The 15,827-nt window shown below is 71.1% G+C and carries 13 protein-coding genes; 4 read left to right on the top strand and 9 right to left on the bottom strand.

Annotation, left to right across the window (positions count from 1 at the left end):
* Window positions 1–399, top strand: a complete 399-nt coding sequence (locus J3P44_RS22515; RefSeq protein WP_255892743.1) for a hypothetical protein — start codon at window positions 1–3, stop codon at window positions 397–399.
* Window positions 400–535: 136 nt separating this feature from the next.
* Here J3P44_RS22515 and topA read toward each other — a convergent pair whose 3' ends face one another.
* From topA to J3P44_RS22495, 4 genes are all read right to left on the bottom strand, one after another.
* Entirely contained in the window at window positions 536–3,211 is a 2,676-nt protein-coding gene (topA, locus tag J3P44_RS22510) for a type I DNA topoisomerase (protein ID WP_255892742.1), read from the bottom strand.
* A 269-nt stretch (window positions 3,212–3,480) separates the two neighbouring features.
* On the bottom strand, window positions 3,481–4,464 hold the full coding sequence (locus tag J3P44_RS22505; RefSeq protein WP_255892741.1) for a sugar phosphate isomerase/epimerase family protein: 984 nt from the start codon (window positions 4,462–4,464) through the stop codon (window positions 3,481–3,483).
* A 51-nt stretch (window positions 4,465–4,515) separates the two neighbouring features.
* Window positions 4,516–6,639, bottom strand: a complete 2,124-nt coding sequence (locus J3P44_RS22500; protein WP_255892740.1) for a PQQ-dependent sugar dehydrogenase — start codon at window positions 6,637–6,639, stop codon at window positions 4,516–4,518.
* A gap of 125 nt (window positions 6,640–6,764) precedes the next feature.
* Window positions 6,765–8,249, bottom strand: coding sequence for a DUF7059 domain-containing protein (locus J3P44_RS22495; protein WP_255892739.1), 1,485 nt, complete (start codon window positions 8,247–8,249; stop codon window positions 6,765–6,767).
* A 39-nt stretch (window positions 8,250–8,288) separates the two neighbouring features.
* Here J3P44_RS22495 and J3P44_RS22490 point away from each other — a divergent pair, with 39 nt between their 5' ends.
* Window positions 8,289–9,182: a hypothetical protein gene (locus J3P44_RS22490; protein WP_255892738.1), complete on the top strand. Its 894-nt coding sequence runs from the start codon at window positions 8,289–8,291 to the stop codon at window positions 9,180–9,182.
* A gap of 74 nt (window positions 9,183–9,256) precedes the next feature.
* Here the strand turns inward: J3P44_RS22490 and J3P44_RS22485 are convergent, their stop codons facing one another.
* Window positions 9,257–11,578: a sodium-translocating pyrophosphatase gene (locus J3P44_RS22485; RefSeq protein ID WP_255892737.1), complete on the bottom strand. Its 2,322-nt coding sequence runs from the start codon at window positions 11,576–11,578 to the stop codon at window positions 9,257–9,259.
* A gap of 120 nt (window positions 11,579–11,698) precedes the next feature.
* Window positions 11,699–12,034: an STAS domain-containing protein gene (locus J3P44_RS22480; RefSeq protein ID WP_255892736.1), complete on the bottom strand. Its 336-nt coding sequence runs from the start codon at window positions 12,032–12,034 to the stop codon at window positions 11,699–11,701.
* Window positions 12,035–12,202: 168 nt separating this feature from the next.
* Here J3P44_RS22480 and sftH point away from each other — a divergent pair, with 168 nt between their 5' ends.
* Window positions 12,203–14,551: a DEAD/DEAH box helicase gene (gene sftH / locus J3P44_RS22475; protein WP_255892735.1), complete on the top strand. Its 2,349-nt coding sequence runs from the start codon at window positions 12,203–12,205 to the stop codon at window positions 14,549–14,551.
* Window positions 14,552–14,560: 9 nt separating this feature from the next.
* Window positions 14,561–14,869 (top strand): hypothetical protein, encoded by a 309-nt coding sequence (locus tag J3P44_RS22470; protein ID WP_255892734.1) that lies wholly within the window; start codon window positions 14,561–14,563, stop codon window positions 14,867–14,869.
* Between the two features lie 39 nt (window positions 14,870–14,908).
* Here J3P44_RS22470 and J3P44_RS22465 read toward each other — a convergent pair whose 3' ends face one another.
* From J3P44_RS22465 to J3P44_RS22455, 3 genes are read right to left on the bottom strand one after another with little or no spacing between them, the layout of a single operon-like run.
* Window positions 14,909–15,250, bottom strand: coding sequence for an Rv3654c family TadE-like protein (locus J3P44_RS22465; RefSeq protein ID WP_255892733.1), 342 nt, complete (start codon window positions 15,248–15,250; stop codon window positions 14,909–14,911).
* Window positions 15,247–15,609: a TadE family protein gene (locus J3P44_RS22460; protein ID WP_255892732.1), complete on the bottom strand. Its 363-nt coding sequence runs from the start codon at window positions 15,607–15,609 to the stop codon at window positions 15,247–15,249. Before J3P44_RS22460 ends, J3P44_RS22465 begins: the two co-directional genes overlap by 4 nt.
* A complete protein-coding gene (locus J3P44_RS22455) occupies window positions 15,609–15,797 on the bottom strand; it encodes a DUF4244 domain-containing protein (RefSeq protein ID WP_255892731.1) in 189 nt (62 codons plus the stop codon). Before J3P44_RS22455 ends, J3P44_RS22460 begins: the two co-directional genes overlap by 1 nt.
* Between the last annotated feature and the right edge of the window lie 30 nt (window positions 15,798–15,827).

Below are 15,827 nucleotides of genomic sequence, written 5' to 3'. Positions count from 1 at the left end.
ATGGACCTCTCCCGCTTCTCCACGCCGCAGCTTGTCTCCGGCATCGCCATCATCGTCGTCGCGCTCGCCGCGTTCCTGCCGTGGGTGTCGGTCTTCGGCTTCAGCGTCTCCGGTATTCGCGGCGACGGGCTCATCACGCTGATCCTCGCGGTGCTCGGTGCGCTCTCGCTGGCCACCCGCACGGGTCTGCTCGACCAGGTCAAGATCCCGGAGAAGGCGGGTCTCGTCGCGTCCCTGGTGTTCGCCGGCCTGGTGACCCTGACCGCCTTCCTGGACATGAACGGTGCTGCCGCGATCGGCCTCTACCTGACCCTCTTCGGCGGCATCGCCTGGGTGGTCGGCGCGGTCCTCGAGCTCAAGAGCACCCAGCAGGAAAGCGTCGCTCAGTCGGAGTCCTGACGGGCGGCATCCCCGCTCCCCGCTGCTCGTCGCTTCATCAAGGGATGTTGTCGAACAGGCACTTCCCTCGGTGAATTGACGCCGGGAAGTGCCTGTTGACCGACATACCATGATGAACAGACACGGCCGGCAAGCGTCAGGACTTCTTGGCGGCCGCCTTCTTCGCAGTCGACTTCTTGGCCGCGGTCTTCTTCGCGGGGGACTTCTTGGCAGTCTTCTTCGCCGGACCCTTCTGCCGGCGCTCCTCCAGGAGCTCGGCGGCGCGCTCGAGGGTGATCGACTCGACGCTGTCGTCCTTGCGGAGGGTGGCGTTGTACTCGCCGTCGGTGACGTACTCGCCGAAGCGGCCCGCCTTCACCACGACCGGCTGCCCGGAGACCGGGTCGTTACCGAGCTCCTTGAGCGGCGGGGTCGCCGCACCGCGACCGCGCGCCTTGGGCTGGGCGTAGATCGCCTTGGCCTGGTCGAGGGTGATGTCGAAGATCTGGTCCTCGCTGGTCAGCGAGCGCGAGTCGGTGCCCTTCTTGAGGTAGGGCCCGTAGCGCCCGTTCTGGGCGGTGATCTCGGTGCCGTCCTCGTCGGTGCCGACCACGCGGGGAAGGTCGAGCAGCTTGACGGCCTCCTCCAGCGTGACGGTGTCGAGGGTCATCGACTTGAACAGCGATCCGGTGCGCGGCTTGGCGCTCTTGGGCGCGTCCTCGGGCAGCAGCTCGGTGACGTAGGGGCCGAACCGACCGTTCTTGGCGACGATCTGCAGACCCGTGTCGGGGTGGGTGCCCACGACCTGCTCCTCGCCGGCGGGGTTGGCCAGCAGCTCCTTCGCCTTGGCCACGGTCAGCTCGTCGGGCGGCAGGTCGTCAGGGACGTTGGCGCGCACCGGCGCGCCGTCGCCGTCCTCGGGCGCGGGGCCCTCGACGTAGGGGCCGTAGCGCCCGACGCGCAGGTTGATCCCGTCCTCGGCCGTGCCGATCGGGAAGGTCGCCATCTCCTTGGCGTCGATCTCGCCGAGGTCGGTGACCAGCGTCTTGAGCCCGACCACGTCGCCTCGGCCGTAGTAGAACTCACCGAGCTCGGTGGCCCGGTCGGCGCGACCCCCCGCGATCTCGTCGAGGACGTCCTCCATCGACGCGGTGAACTCGTAGGACACCTGGCGCGGGAAGTGCTCCTCGAGCAGCCGGATCACCGAGAAGGCCAGCCAGGCCGGCACCAGCGCGGTGCCCTTCTTGTAGACGTAGCCGCGGTTGAGGATCGTGCCGATGATTGAGGCGTACGTCGACGGGCGGCCGATCTCGCGCTCCTCGAGCTCCTTGATCAGCGTCGCCTCGGTGTAGCGCGCCGGCGGCTTGGTCTCGTGGCCCTCGGGGGTCAGCGTCGCGGCCGACACGGCTGCACCCTGCGTCAGGTTGGGCAGCCGGGTCTCGACGTCGTCGCGGCGCTTGGAGGCGTCGTCGATGTCCTCGACGTAGGCCTTGAGGAAGCCGTGGAAGGTGATCGTGCGACCGCTCGCGCTGAAGACCACGTCGCGACCGTCGTCGGCGGCACCGCCGATGCGGATGGTCACCGAGTTGCCGACCGCGTCCTTCATCTGCGAGGCGACCGTGCGCATCCAGATCAGCTCGTAGAGGCGGAACTGCTCGCCCGACAGGCCGGTCTGGGCCGGCGTGCGGAACGACTCGCCGGCCGGACGGATCGCCTCGTGCGCCTCCTGCGCGTTCTTGACCTTGGAGGCGTACGTCCGAGGCGAGTCGGGGAGGTACTCAGCGCCGTAGAGCTCGCGCACCTGGTCGCGGGCCGCGCCGACCGCGCCGCCCGAGAGCGTCGTGGAGTCGGTGCGCATGTAGGTGATGTAGCCGTTCTCGTAGAGCCGCTGCGCGACCGACATCGTCACGCTGGCGCTCATGCCGAGCTTGCGGCTGGCCTCCTGCTGCAGCGTGGTCGTGCGGAAGGGGGCGTACGGCGAGCGGCGGTAGGGCTTCGACTCGACGGAGCGGACGTCGTACGACGTGTCGCTGAGGCCGGCGGCCAGCGCCTCCGCGTCGGCGCGGGAGAGGTGGACGCGCTCGCCCTTGCCCTTGGGCACACCGGTGTTGTCGAAGTCGGAGCCCCGGGCGACGCGGACGTCGTCGATGCTGTGGAGCTTGGCCGGGAACATCCGGGGGTCGTGGCCGGTGCCGGCGTCGAAGGTGGCGTCGAGGTCCCAGTAGGAGGCGACGCGGAACTTCATCCGCTCGCGCTCGCGGTCGACGACCAGGCGGGTCGCCACCGACTGCACGCGGCCCGCGGAGAGGCCGGACATGACCTTCTTCCACAGCACCGGGGAGACCTCGTAGCCGTAGAGGCGGTCGAGGATGCGGCGCGCCTCCTGGGCCTCGACGAGGTCGTCGTTGATCTCGCGGGGGTTCTCGACCGCGGCGAGGATCGCGGCCTTGGTGATCTCGTGGAAGACCATCCGGTGGACCGGCAGGCCCTTCGGCGGCTTGAGCTCGTCGAGGAGGTGCCAGGCGATGGCCTCTCCCTCACGGTCCTCATCGGTGGCGAGGTAGAGGGCGTCGGCGTCCTTGACCAGCTTCTTCAGCTTGGCGATGTGGCTCTTCTTGTCGCGCGGGACGACGTAGTAGGGCTCGAAGCCGTTGTCGACGTCGACCGCGAGCCGGCCCCAGGGCTTGTCCTTGATCTTGGCCGGGGTGTCCGCGGCGTTGTTGGGGAGGTCGCGGATGTGACCGATCGAGGACTCGACGACGTAGTCCTTGCCGAGGTATCCGCCGATGGTGCGGGCCTTGGCCGGAGACTCGACGATGACGAGCTTTGCCACTTCAGTTTGCTCCCTCTTGTTGCCGCTAGCGCCGCAACGGTAGCGCCACAACGCCAGTTCGCCACCCCGCGGCGTCCACGGGCCCTATTTGTGGACTCCGTCCACGGGTGGGCTGGAGCGGGGCGAGGGAGGGGTCCTTCAGGCCTCCGCCGGCTTCAGCACCTCACCTCGTCGCACAGCAGGAAGCCCTCGGCCAGGCGCTCGCGGACGCAGCTCGGGCCCCACGTCGCGAGGACGTGGGGCCCGAGGGCGTCAGACTGCCGGAGGGGTCAGAACTCGAGGCCCTGCAGGTAGCGGAACCCCGCCGAGGCGGTCGCCGCCGGCGCGAAGTCCGGGGAGTCGTTCTCGACGATGTACTCCTCCACCTGGTGCTTGTCGAAGATGGCGGAGAAGTCGATGACGCCCAGCCCGAGGTCGGCCATGTCTCCGGGCTGCTGGTTGTAGAGCGCGGCGGCGTCGGGACCGTGCCGGTCCTTCACGTGGTACTGCCTGACCTGCTGCGGCGCCGACCGGATCACGTCGATGGCGAACTGCAGCGGGTCAGCGGCCCCGCTGTTTACGCCGCCGGTGTAGGCCCAGTAGAGGTCGATCTCGAGGTGGACCAGCGTGGGGTCGAGCTCACTGGTGAGCACGTCCCACGGCGTCTCGCCGCCCCCGAGGTCGATCGTGAACTCGTGGGCGTGGTTGTGGTAGCCGTAGCGCAGCCCGCGACCGCGGGCGGTCGCGGCCTCGGTGTTCATCTGCTCGGCCCACTGCTGCCAGTCGCTCTTGCTGGCGGAGTTGAGGTAGGGCACCACGACGTACTTCTGGCGGAAGGTGTTGGCGTCGTCCAGCTTCTTGTTGAGCGCGGCCGCATCGGCGCTGATCCCCTCGTGGCTCGAGGAGGCCCAGATCCCCCGGGCGTCCAGCTCGGACTTGAGCTGCGCGGCCGTGTAGGCGTAGAGGCCGGCCCGCTCCACGCGCTCGTAGCCGAAGCCGGCGAGCTTGTCGAGCATCAGCTTGATGTTGTCCTCGGACGTCATGAAGTGACGCAGCGTGTAGAGCTGGATGCTGATCAGGTCGTCCCTGATCTCGCGCGGCCCGCGGCCCTTGCGCTTGACGGACGGCGTACCTGCCAGCGCTGGGCCACCGGCAGTCAGCGCCGCGGCACCCGTTGCGCCCGCCACGGCGCCGCGCAGCACGCCGCGCCGACTGGCGCCCTTCTTCTCCAGCGACTCGCGCAGCGCGCGCTCGCCGTCATGTCCGAAACACATGTGAGCCTTCTTTCTCGGGGGGTTTCCTCGGGGTCGAGGATGGGTGGGTGGTCAGCCGGTCGGCTCGAGCACGACCTCGGCGTAGTCCGTCAGCGCGGGCTCGGAGCCGGCGTCGGTGTACTCGGCGACGAAGACGGCCGCGAGGTCCTCCGTCGCCGGGTCGTGGCCCTCGGGCACGGTGGTGGTGATCGAGCCCGTGCAGCCGCTCGTCGTGGTCTGCGGGTGGCCGTGCGTGTCGTGGCCCAGGACGTACGTCACCGTGACCCGGCTGCAGTCGACCTGCTGGTCGTCGCTGACCGTGACCTCGTACGCCACCGTGTCACCGAAGGCGAACGCCTGGCCGTCGACGGGGGTGACGAACTCGACGACCGGTGCCTGGTTGCCGACCACGATGTCCACGTCGGCCGAGGCCCGCCGGCCACCCCGGTCGGTCACCGTGAGGGTGGCCCGGTAGCTGCCGTCGCGGGTGTAGGTGTGGCTGGGGTCGGGCGACCGGCTGTCGACCGTGCCGTTGCCGTCGAAGTCCCAGGCATACCTCAGTCGGGTGTCGCCGTCCGGGTCGGTCGTGCCGTCGCTGGAGAAGGACACCGTGAGCGGCGCCTTGCCGGCGGTCGGCTCGGCCTCGATCGCGGGGACCGGGCTGTGGTTGCCCGTGGGCCCGACGAAGTCGACCCGGGACAGCTGGGCGTCGGGGTTCTCCGCGAAGTAGCCGTCGCCGTACTCCAGGACGTAGAGCGCACCGTCCGGGCCGAACTCCATGTCGACGGGGTTGTCGGTGACGATGTCCGGCACCACGTCCTCGATCGCGGCGACCTCGCCGTCGTCGACGTGGATGCCCTTCACCCAGTCGCGGGTCCACTCGTAGAAGAGCGGGGTGTCGTCATAGCGCTCCGGCCAGGCGACCGGGTTCTTGCCCGTGGTGGCGCGCCTGTCGAACTGGTAGGCCGGGCCGGCCATCGGCCCGATGCCGCCGGTGCCGAGATCAGGGAACTCCTCGGAGAGGCCGTAGGTGTACCAGATCTCCGGCTGCTCGACCGGCGGCAGCTCGCGCAGGCCGGTGTTGTGCGGGGACTCGTTGACCGGGGCCGCGCAGTCGAACTTCGGTCCGCTGGTGCCGGTCTCGAAGTCGTAGTCGTTGTAGGGCAGCTCGGCGGTGGCGCAGTAGGGCCAGCCGTAGTTGCCCGGCTCGTCGACGACCGCCCACTTGCCGTGGCCGGCGGGGCCGCGGTCGGGGTTGGCGGTCCGGGCGTCGGGCGAGTAGTCGGCGACCCAGAGGTCGTCGGTGTCGGGGTCGATCTCGATCCGGAACGGGTTGCGCCAGCCCATCGAGTAGATCTCGGGGCGGGTGCCTGCGGTGCCGGGGGCGAAGAGGTTGCCCTCGGGGATCGTGTAACCGCCACCGGCCCGGGGCGTGATCCGCAGGATCTTGCCGCGCAGGTCGTTGGTGTTGGCCGCGGTGCGCTGCGCGTCGAAGGCCGGGTTGCGGTCGGCGCGCTCGTCGATCGGCACGAAGCCGTCGGACTGGAACGGATTGGTGTCGTCGCCGGTCGACAGGATCAGATTGCCGGCGGAGTCGAAGACGATGTCGCCGCCGACGTGGCAGCACAGGCCGCGGTCGACCGGGACGTCGATGACCTCGCGCTCGGAGCCGAGCTCGACCCTGCCGTCGGAGTAGCGGAACTTCGAGACGCGCAGGAAGCCCTTGTAGGGCTCGAAGTCGGCGGCCGTGCCGTTCTCGGGGGCGTCGCCCTCGTTGATCGAGGCTGTGCTCGGGTCGTCGGCGGGCGTGTCAAGCGGCGGTGAGTAGTAGAGGTAGATCCACTTGTTGGACTTGCCGTCGTACTCCGGGTCGAGGGCGATGCTCTGCAGGCCCTCCTCGTCGTGGAGGTAGACCGGGATCTTGCCGGCAATGCTGTTGACGCCGGTCTGGGCATCGTTGTGCCAGATCGTGCCGGCGCGCGTCGTGTGCAGCACGTCGCCGTCCGGGAGCACCGCGAGGTCCATCGGCTCGCCGGGACGGTCGTTGAGCGTGACCTTCTGGAACTGGCCGGCCGGCGGGGGCGGCGGGGTGTCGTCGTGGCCTTCGTGCGCCGTGGCGGTGGTCGCCGCGAGCAGAGGCAGGCAGAGGGCGGCGCCGGTGGCGGCCACGAACCCACTGCGGAGGAGGTGCGTCATCGGTGGTTCTCCTGTTCCCGAGATTGGCGAGGAGCCGATAGCAACCTAGGCACGTGACGACGGTCACGTCAACGATCAGGCGTCTTTTGTTTGCCCGTCGACACAAGTCGCGCTGCGCATGAGCGTCAGACGAGGTAGCCCTGGCCGATGAGGTCACGCACGACGGGCAGGTACGTCGTCCGCAGGTCCGCCTCGTCGCGCTCGAGCAGCGCACCGAGGGCTCCGAGGAGCTGGCCGACACTGAGGTCGCCGTCGCAGGCGCCCAAGAAGGCGGCCTCGACCGTGTCGGCGGTGCGGGCGCGGCGGAAGCCGCGCTGCTGGCGCAGCACGATGGCCTCCGGGTCCTCGGCGCCCGGCCTGCCGACAGTCTCCTGCTGCACGTCGTCGCGCGCCCGCAGGGTCCGGGCGAGCAGCTCGTCGTCGCTGAGGTCGCGCAGGTCGGTGACCGCCGCGCCCCAGTCGTGGATCGCCGGCCCGATCGGCTGCTCGACGTCGTACGGCCACTCGATCAGCTCGTGCCGCCCCGCGTGGCCGGCACCGGCGAGCCGGACGTTGATCCACCCGAAGCCGATGCCCACGATCCCGGTCTCCTCCAGCCACGACAGCCAGGTGTCGTAGCGCTGGGCGTAGTCCGGGCCTCCGTGGTGGCCGCTGTCCTTGAGCCACAGCTCGACGTACGCCGCCGGGTCGAGGGTCTCGCGCTGCACCACCAGCGCGTCGCAGTCCTCCCGCAGCCACGATCCGAGGCGCTCGTCCCACGACTGACCGTCGACGACCGCCCAGTTGGCGAGGACCTGGAGCCAGCCGCCCTCGGACAGGTGGTCGGGGCCGGTGCGCACGATGTGCTCGACCACCCGGTCGCCGGGCAGGCCGGAGTCGCGGTAGACCAGCCGCTCGCCGGTCGCGGGCGAGATCACGAACGGCGGGTTGGTCGAGATCAGGTCGAAGCGCTCGCCCGCCACCGGCTCGAAGAAGGAGCCCTCCCGGACGTCGACCTCGAAGCCGTTGAGCGCCGCGTTGAGCCTGGTCATCCAGAGGGCGCGGGTGTTGACGTCGGTCGCCACGACGTGGCCCGCATGCGCGGCCAGGTGCAGCGCCTGCACCCCGCACCCCGTGCCGAGGTCGAGGGCGCGCCCGACCGGCTCGCGCATGGTCAGCTGCGCCAGGCTGGTCGACGCGCTCGAGATGCCGAGCACGTGGTCCGGGCCGACCGCCACCGGCGCCCCGTCCAGGCCCGGCGTCAGGTCGGAGACCACCCACAGGTCGCGCTCCTGGCCTGCTTCGGAGGTGCCGTAGGGGCGGCAGTCCATCCGGGCCGCCACCTCGCTGACGCTCTGCTCGAGCAGGCCGGCGTTGCAGAGCCGGTCGACCAGGCCGGGCAGGGCCCGGTCCGCCGCGTCCCGGCCCACAGGGGTCTGGAGCAGGAAGAGCCGGATGAGGGTGTCGAGCGGCCCGCCCGACGTCGTACGCCGCAGCGCGGGCAGCGTCTCGTTGCGCCCGAGCGCGCGGTGCGCCTCCTCGCCGATGGCCTCGGCGACGCGGTCGTAGGTGAAGTCGGCGGCGAGCAGGGCCTCGCGCAGGGGGCCGGTGAAGTCGAGGCTCGTGGGCATGGCGTCAAGCCTCGCAGACACACGTGCCAGCATGACCCGGTGCTCCAGCCGCCCTCGGACGTGACCGACGCGGACGTCCTCGAGGTCGTCCGGCGCCACTGGGAGCCGCGGGCCGATGCGGTCGAGCACCTGCCGGTCGGGTGGGGGGCCCACCACTGGCGGGTGGACCAGGCCGGGGTCCCTCTGCTGTTCGCGACCCTCGACCCGGCCACGCCACGCCACACGGCCGGGACGCTCGAGGCCGCCTATGCGACCGCAGCGGGACTGGGGCTCGACTTCGTGTGGCCCTCCCTGTCCCGCACGGACGGCGGGTACACCGTGCGCGCCGGGGACCGTTCCTGGAGCGTGAGCGGGTGGCTGCCCGGTGAGCGACCGGACAGCTCGGTGCCCGAGGTGCCGGAGATGCTCGCCCGGCTGCACGCCGTCGCACCGCCGGCCGGGGCGCCGGCGTGGGCGACCGTTGTCGACCCCGGCCTCGGCGACCGGCTGCGTGGCCTGCTGCAGCAGGACTGGTCAGGACCGCTCGGCCCGGCGGCGCGGGAGCTCGTGGTCGAGCACCTCGCCCGCGTGGGCGGATGGGCGCGCGAGCACGCGCGGCTCCTGACCCTGGCCGACCCCGAGACGTACGTCGTCACGCACGGCGAGCCGGGCGTGCACAACCAGTGGGTCGCCCGCGGGCGCACGTGGCTCCTCGACTGGGAGTCGCTCCTCCTCGCGCCCCGTGAGCGGGACCTCGCGACGCTGGTCCACGAGGGCCGCGACGTGGACCACGACCCCGCCATGGTGCGGCTCTTCGACCTCGAGTGGCGGCTGTCGGAGATCTGGGCGTTCGCGTCGTGGCTGCAGGCTCCCCACCCCGGCGACGCCGACGACCGCACCGCACTCGGCGGGTTGGCCGAGGAGCTCACCCGCCCCCACTTCGACGAGCGCTGACGCCGCCGACGACAGCGGCCCGCCACCCCGCGGAGGGGTGACGGGCCGCTGACGGCGTACGGGGTCGGGCTGGGTCAGGCGTGGTGCGGGGCGAGCGACGAGGAGCCGGTGTTGTCACCGTCGTCGGCGATGGCGACCTCACGCCGCTTGGACACGACGACTGCGCCGGCGATGATCGCGACCGCGACGAGCGCGATGACGACGCGGAGCGCGTCGTTCTGGTCGTCACCCACACTCAGGGAGACGACCGCGCTCGCGATGAGCAGCGAGACGAGGTTCATCACCTTGATGAGCGGGTTGATGGCCGGGCCGGCGGTGTCCTTGAACGGGTCACCGACGGTGTCACCGATGATGGTGGCCTCGTGGGCGGGCGAGCCCTTGCCGCCGTGGTGGCCGTCCTCGACGAGCTTCTTGGCGTTGTCCCAGGCGCCGCCGGCGTTGGCCAGGAAGACGGCCATCAGGGTGCCGGCGCCGATGGCACCGGCGAGGAAGCCAGCGAGGGCCGTGGCACCGAGGCCGAAGCCGACGGCCACGGGCGCCAGGACGGCCAGGATGCCGGGCGTCACGAGCTCGCGCAGCGAGTCCTTGGTGACGATGTCGACGACCTTGCCGTACTCCGGACGGCCGGTGCCCTCCATGATGCCGGGGATCTCGCGGAACTGGCGGCGCACTTCGTAGACGACCGCGCCGGCGGCGCGGGCGACGGCGTTGATCGCCAGGCCGGAGAAGAGGAACACGACAGCCGCGCCGAGCAGCACGCCGACGATGACGGCCGGGTTGAAGACGCTGAAGTCGAGGAGGTAGGCCTCGTCGAGCCCGACGTTGGCCTCCTCGAGCGACTCGAACACCGACGTGGCGTAGGAGCCGAACAGCGCGGTCGCGGCCAGCACGGCCGTCGCGATCGCGATGCCCTTGGTGATCGCCTTGGTGGTGTTGCCGACGGCGTCGAGCTCGGTGAGGATCTGCGCGCCCTCGGGGCTGACGTCGCCCGACATCTCGGCGATGCCCTGGGCGTTGTCGGAGACCGGGCCGAAGGTGTCCATCGCGACGATCACGCCGACGGTGGTCAGCAGGCCACACCCGGCGAGGGCGACGGCGAACAGCGACACAGTGAGCGCGGCGCCGCCGAGGAGGTAGGCGCCGAACACGGCCGAACCGATGACCAGCGTGGTGTAGACCGCCGACTCGAAGCCGACCGACAGGCCGGACAGGATGACCGTAGCCGCACCGGTGAGGGAGGTCTTGCCGACGTCCTTGACGGGGCGGTACTCGGTGCCGGTGTAGTAGCCGGTGAGGGCCAGGATCCCGGCGGACATCACGATGCCGATGACCACGGCGGAGGACGCGATGAAGCGGGGGTCACCTTCGGCGCCGGCCAGGCCGTCGGCGATGTTGGTGAACTCCGAGAAGCTGCCCGGGAGGTAGATGTAGGAGAGCACGACGCTCGCCACGGCGGCGATGGCCGAGGAGAGGTAGAACGACCGGTTGATGGTCGTGAGGCCGTTCTCGGTGGGCTTGGGCTTGGTGAGGTAGACGCCCGCGACCGCGGTGAGGGCGCCGATGGCCGGGATCAGCAGCGGGAAGACGAGGCCCTTGTCGCCGAACGCCTGCGAGCCGAGGATCAGCGCGGCGACCAGCGTGACGGCGTACGACTCGAAGAGGTCGGCAGCCATGCCGGCGCAGTCGCCCACGTTGTCGCCGACGTTGTCCGCGATCGTGGCGGCGTTGCGCGGGTCGTCCTCGGGGATGTTCTGCTCGACCTTGCCGACCAGGTCGGCACCGACGTCGGCCGCCTTGGTGAAGATGCCGCCGCCGACTCGCATGAACATGGCGAGCAGGGCGGCGCCGAAGCCGAAGCCCTCGAGCACGTGAGGCGCCTCGTCCTGGAAGAAGAGCACCACGAGGCTGGCGCCGAGCAGACCGAGGCCGACGGTGAGCATGCCCACCATGGCGCCCGTGCGCAGGCCGATCGTCATGGCCGGCTCCCGGCCGGTGGTCTCAGCCGCCGCGGCGACGCGCAGGTTGGCGCGCACGGCCAGGTTCATGCCGAGATATCCCACGGCTGCGGAGAAGGCCGCACCGACGATGAAGAACACCGAGCGGAAGATCCGTACGACGGTGTCGTCGGCCGGCAGCACCAGCAGCGCGAAGAACGCGATCGCCGCGAAGACGGCCAGGGTCCGGAACTGCCGGGTCAGGTAGGCGTTGGCGCCCTCCTGGACGGCCAGGGCGATGGTCCTCATGTTGTCGGTGCCCTCGCCGGCGGCCAGCACCTGGGACCTGAACATCGCTGCCATCCCGAGCGCGCCGAGCGCGATCAGGGCGACGACGACGACCAGGACCAGGTTTCCCCCGTCGAGCTCAGGCTTCACGACCGCGGGCAAGATCCCCGTCATGCGAGTCCTCCTAGGACATAGATCCATGAACGCGCCGGAGTCTACGCAGACGTGATCCGGATCACGGGGCAGGGTGACCCACGCCACACCGATCCCACCGCAAAGGGTGGACGGGTCGGATCAGGCGCCGGGAGCGATGCCGGCGGAGTCGTGGATCACGAACACCTTGGCGAGGCCGGTGATCCGGAAGATCTTGAGCAGGCGCTCCTGGGTGCAGACCAGGTCGAGGGAGCCGTCGTGCGCGCGGACCTTCTTGAGGCCGCCGACGAGCACGCCGAGACCGGTGCTGTCGAGGAACTCGACGGCCTCGAGGTCGATCACGATGTCGTAGGTGCCGGAGCCCACGAGCTCGGTGATGCAGTCACGCAGCTTGGGCGCGGTGTAGACGTCGATCTCTCCGCCGACGGCCACGACGGCGCGACCATCCACCTCGCGTGTCGCAAGGGTGAGATCCACGACTGCTCCCCGGTCCCCGAAATCAGTTCGGACAGTGCGCCTGCGGGACGCACCTCGCGCCCCTTAGCTCTTCGGGTGGTATCAAACCACGAGTCCCACCCGTCGCGCATGAGTCCCCAACACTTCTCCTCATCCGGCCGTGTCGCAGCCGTTTGCCAGACTTCGTTCGTGAGTCCTTCCCGTCCCGGCGTGCTGCCTCCTGTGGAGGCGCTGATCAGGCGCCTCACGGGGGTCCCGGGGCGCGAGGACCGGCTCCAGCACCTCGAGGTGCTGCCCGCCAGGGCGGCGGTGCACGAGGACTGGCCGCAGTGGGTGCCCGACGACCTGCGAGCCGCCTATGCCGCGCACGGCGTGACCCGCCCGTGGCGCCACCAGGTGGTCGCGGCCGACGCCGCGCACGCGGGTGACCACGTCATCGTGGCGACGGGGACCGCGTCGGGGAAGTCGCTGGCCTACCAGGTCCCGGCGCTCGCCGCGATCCGCGCTGGACGGGGTCCACGCGGGGAGCGCGGGGCGTCCGTCCTCTACCTCGCGCCGACCAAGGCGCTCGCCCACGACCAGCTCGCCGGGCTCGCGGCGCTGCGCCTCGACGTACGCCTCGCGGCCCACGACGGAGACAGCTCACGGGAGGAGCGCGACTGGACGCGCGACTTCGGGGAGTACGTCCTCACCAACCCCGACATGCTCCACCGCTCGCTCCTCCCGTCCCACCACCGGTGGTCGCGCTTCCTCGGCTCGCTGCAGTACGTCGTGGTCGACGAGTGCCACCACTACCGCGGAGTGTTCGGCGCCCACGTCTCCCACGTGCTGCGCCGGTTGCGGCGGGTGTGCGCGATGTACGGCGCGCACCCGACGTTCGTGCTCGCGTCGGCGACGGTTGCGCAGCCGGAGCTGACCGCCGCTGCGCTGACCGGGTTCGACGTCGTCGCGCTGTCGCAGGACGACTCGCCGCGGGGCCAGGTGTCGCTGCTGCTGTGGGAGCCCCCCTTCACCTCCCACGCCGGCGAGAACGGCGCCCCGGTGCGCCGGGCCGCGTCCTCGGAGGTCGCCGACCTGCTGGCCGACCTGGTCGCCGAGGACGTCCGGACGCTGGCCTTCATCCGGTCGCGCCGCGGGGCCGAGCAGGTGGCGCTCACGGCTGCCGACCTGCTTGCCGAGGTCGACCCGTCGCTACCGGACAAGGTGGCGGCCTACCGCGGCGGCTACCTCCCCGAGGAGCGACGCGCGCTCGAGGCCGCGCTGCGACGCGGCGACCTGATGGGCCTGGCCGCGACCAACGCCCTCGAGCTGGGCATCGACATCAGCGGTCTCGACGCGGTGCTGATCGCCGGCTTCCCCGGCACCCGCGCGGCGTTCTGGCAGCAGGTGGGGCGTGCTGGGCGCGGCGCCCAGGACGCCCTGGGGGTGCTCGTCGCGAAGGACGACCCGCTCGACACCTACCTCGTCACCCACCCCGAGATGCTCATCGGGGCGCCCGTCGAGGCGTCGGTGTTCGACCCGTCCAACCCCCACGTGATGGGTCCCCACCTCTGCGCGGCGGCGCAGGAGTCGCCGCTCACCGAGGCCGACCTGCCGCTCTTCGGGCCGACGGCGCGCGAGGTGGTGGACGAGCTGACCTCGCTCGGCCTGCTGCGGCGACGGCCGCGGGGCTGGTTCTGGACCGACCGGGGCCGGGCCGCCGACCTCGCCGACATCCGCTCGGCCGGCGGCTCGCCGGTGCAGCTGATCGAGGCCGGGACCGGCCGGGTGATCGGCACCGTCGACGCAGGGGGCGCCCACAACCAGGCGCACCCCGGCGCGGTCTACGTCCACCAGGGCGAGATGTGGCTGGTCGAGGACCTCGACCTCGAGCACCACGTCGCGGTCATGCGGCGTGACGAGCCCGCCTACAGCACGACCGCGCGCGAGGTCACCGACATCGGCATCGTCGCCACCCGCGAGCGCCGGTCGTGGGGCGGGTGCGAGCTCTCGCTGGGCGAGGTCGATGTCTCCCACCAGGTCGTCTCCTTCCTCAAACGGCGCCAGCCCGGGGGCGAGGTGCTCTCGGAGGAGCCGCTCGACCTGCCCGAGCGCACACTGCGTACGACGGCGGTGTGGTGGACGGTCCCCGACGACGTGGTGGCCGAGGCGGGTCTGGCAGCACTCGACGTCCCGGGAGCGGCCCACGCCGCGGAGCACTGCTCGATCGGCCTCCTTCCGCTCTTCGCGACCTGCGACCGGTGGGACATCGGCGGCGTCTCGACGGCCCGCCATGCCGACACCGGCGTGCTGACCGTGTTCGTCTACGACGGCCACCCGGGAGGCGCAGGCTTCGCCGAGCGCGGCTTCCGCACGGCCGCCGAATGGCTCGGAGCGACCCGCGAGGCGATCGCGAGCTGCGAGTGCGCCAACGGATGCCCCTCGTGCATCCAGTCGCCCAAGTGCGGCAACCAGAACAACCCCCTCGACAAGGCGGGTGCGATCGTCCTGCTGGACGCACTCCTTTCGGGTGCGCCAGCTGCCGAGGTTTGGCGCTAGATTCGCCGCATGGTCTTCCTCGGTCTGGCACTCATCATCCTCGGCGGCATCGCGATCCTGTCGGCCGTCTTCGTCAGCGAGGCCGGCGCCGGCGGTGAGCTGCTCGGCTTCGGCGTGACCACCTTGGAGTCCTTCCTGGTCGGCGTCGCAGCCGGCGCGGCGGTGCTGTGGGGCTTCTCGATCCTCAAGTGGGGCACGCGCCGCGGCCTCGCGCACCGCAAGGAGCGCAAGGAGCTGACCAAGCTCAACGAGAAGCTCGAGCGGGTCGAGGCCGAGCGCCGCGACGAGGACCCGGACCACAACCGCGACAAGCTCTGAGCGGCGCCTGAGCCCTCCACCAGGCCGTCCGCTGAGCCCTCACCCGGGGCCGGCGCGCGCCTCGGCGCTCACCCGGACCCGACGACCCGGCAGGTGGGGACCGGCGACGGACACCACGACGGCGACCTCTGGGCCGTCCACCGTGCATCCGTCAAGGGCGGCCGAGTTGGCCGCTGCGATCCGCCCCGCCTCACCGCAGGCGTCGTCCAGCGCGGCGGCCCCTCCCAGCGCTGCCAGGTCAGCCGCCGACTGAGCGCGCCGCTGCGCCGCGACGAGTCCGCCGACCGAGGAGAGTCCGACCATCACGAACATCAGCACTCCGGCCATCGCCACCACCAGCACCGTCGCGGAGCCGCCGTCCGGGCGCTCCCGCCATCTCACGACGTCTCCACGAGAGCCACTGCGTCGGCTGTGACCGTCACCCCGGGCAGTGACGACAGCAGCCCTCCGGGCCCGGAGACCGGCGCGCTGGTCGTGACCACGACCTGGTTGTCGCCGACCTCGATGCGGACGCGAGCCTCCTCGGGCGCGATCCGCAGGGCCACCGCCTCGGCCGAGGCGACGTCGTCGCCCCTGGCCACCGCTCGCGCAGCCTCGCGGGACGCGTCGATGACGCGCACCTGGGCCGCGCCGACCGCCAGCATCCAGACGAGGCCGGCGGTCAACGCGACCAGCAGCGGGATGCCCAGCGCGAGCTCGGCGGTCGCCGCTCCCCTGTCCTCCCGAGCTCGCGAGACCATCAGCCGATGCCGAGCAGGCCCATGACATGGTCGAAGAGCCGACCCAGCAACTTGTCCCCGAAGCCGCCGGTGAGCAGCTTGTAGAGAAGGCCGGCGAACCCGGCCCCGGCCGCCGTGCCGACGGCGTACTCCGCCGTGGTGATGCCTCGCTCGTCGCGACCCTGCCTCTGGTGATGCCGCAGCTTCATCATTTCCCCTGTCGTCGCGGGGGCTCCCGA

The organism is Nocardioides astragali (genome assembly GCF_024436375.1).
Taxonomy (GTDB): Bacteria; Actinomycetota; Actinomycetes; order Propionibacteriales; family Nocardioidaceae; genus Nocardioides; species Nocardioides astragali.
This window is presented reverse-complemented; position numbering and strand designations above follow the sequence as displayed.

Coding starts and splice junctions, on each gene's coding strand:
- J3P44_RS22515 (WP_255892743.1), top strand. CDS start 1: ATGGACCTCTCCCGCTTCTCCACGCCGCAGCTTGTCTCCGGCATCGCC.
- J3P44_RS22505 (WP_255892741.1), bottom strand. CDS start 4,464: ATGTGTTTCGGACATGACGGCGAGCGCGCGCTGCGCGAGTCGCTGGAG.
- J3P44_RS22500 (WP_255892740.1), bottom strand. CDS start 6,639: ATGACGCACCTCCTCCGCAGTGGGTTCGTGGCCGCCACCGGCGCCGCC.
- J3P44_RS22495 (WP_255892739.1), bottom strand. CDS start 8,249: ATGCCCACGAGCCTCGACTTCACCGGCCCCCTGCGCGAGGCCCTGCTC.
- J3P44_RS22485 (WP_255892737.1), bottom strand. CDS start 11,578: ATGACGGGGATCTTGCCCGCGGTCGTGAAGCCTGAGCTCGACGGGGGA.
- J3P44_RS22470 (WP_255892734.1), top strand. CDS start 14,561: ATGGTCTTCCTCGGTCTGGCACTCATCATCCTCGGCGGCATCGCGATC.
- J3P44_RS22460 (WP_255892732.1), bottom strand. CDS start 15,609: ATGGTCTCGCGAGCTCGGGAGGACAGGGGAGCGGCGACCGCCGAGCTC.
- J3P44_RS22455 (WP_255892731.1), bottom strand. CDS start 15,797: ATGAAGCTGCGGCATCACCAGAGGCAGGGTCGCGACGAGCGAGGCATC.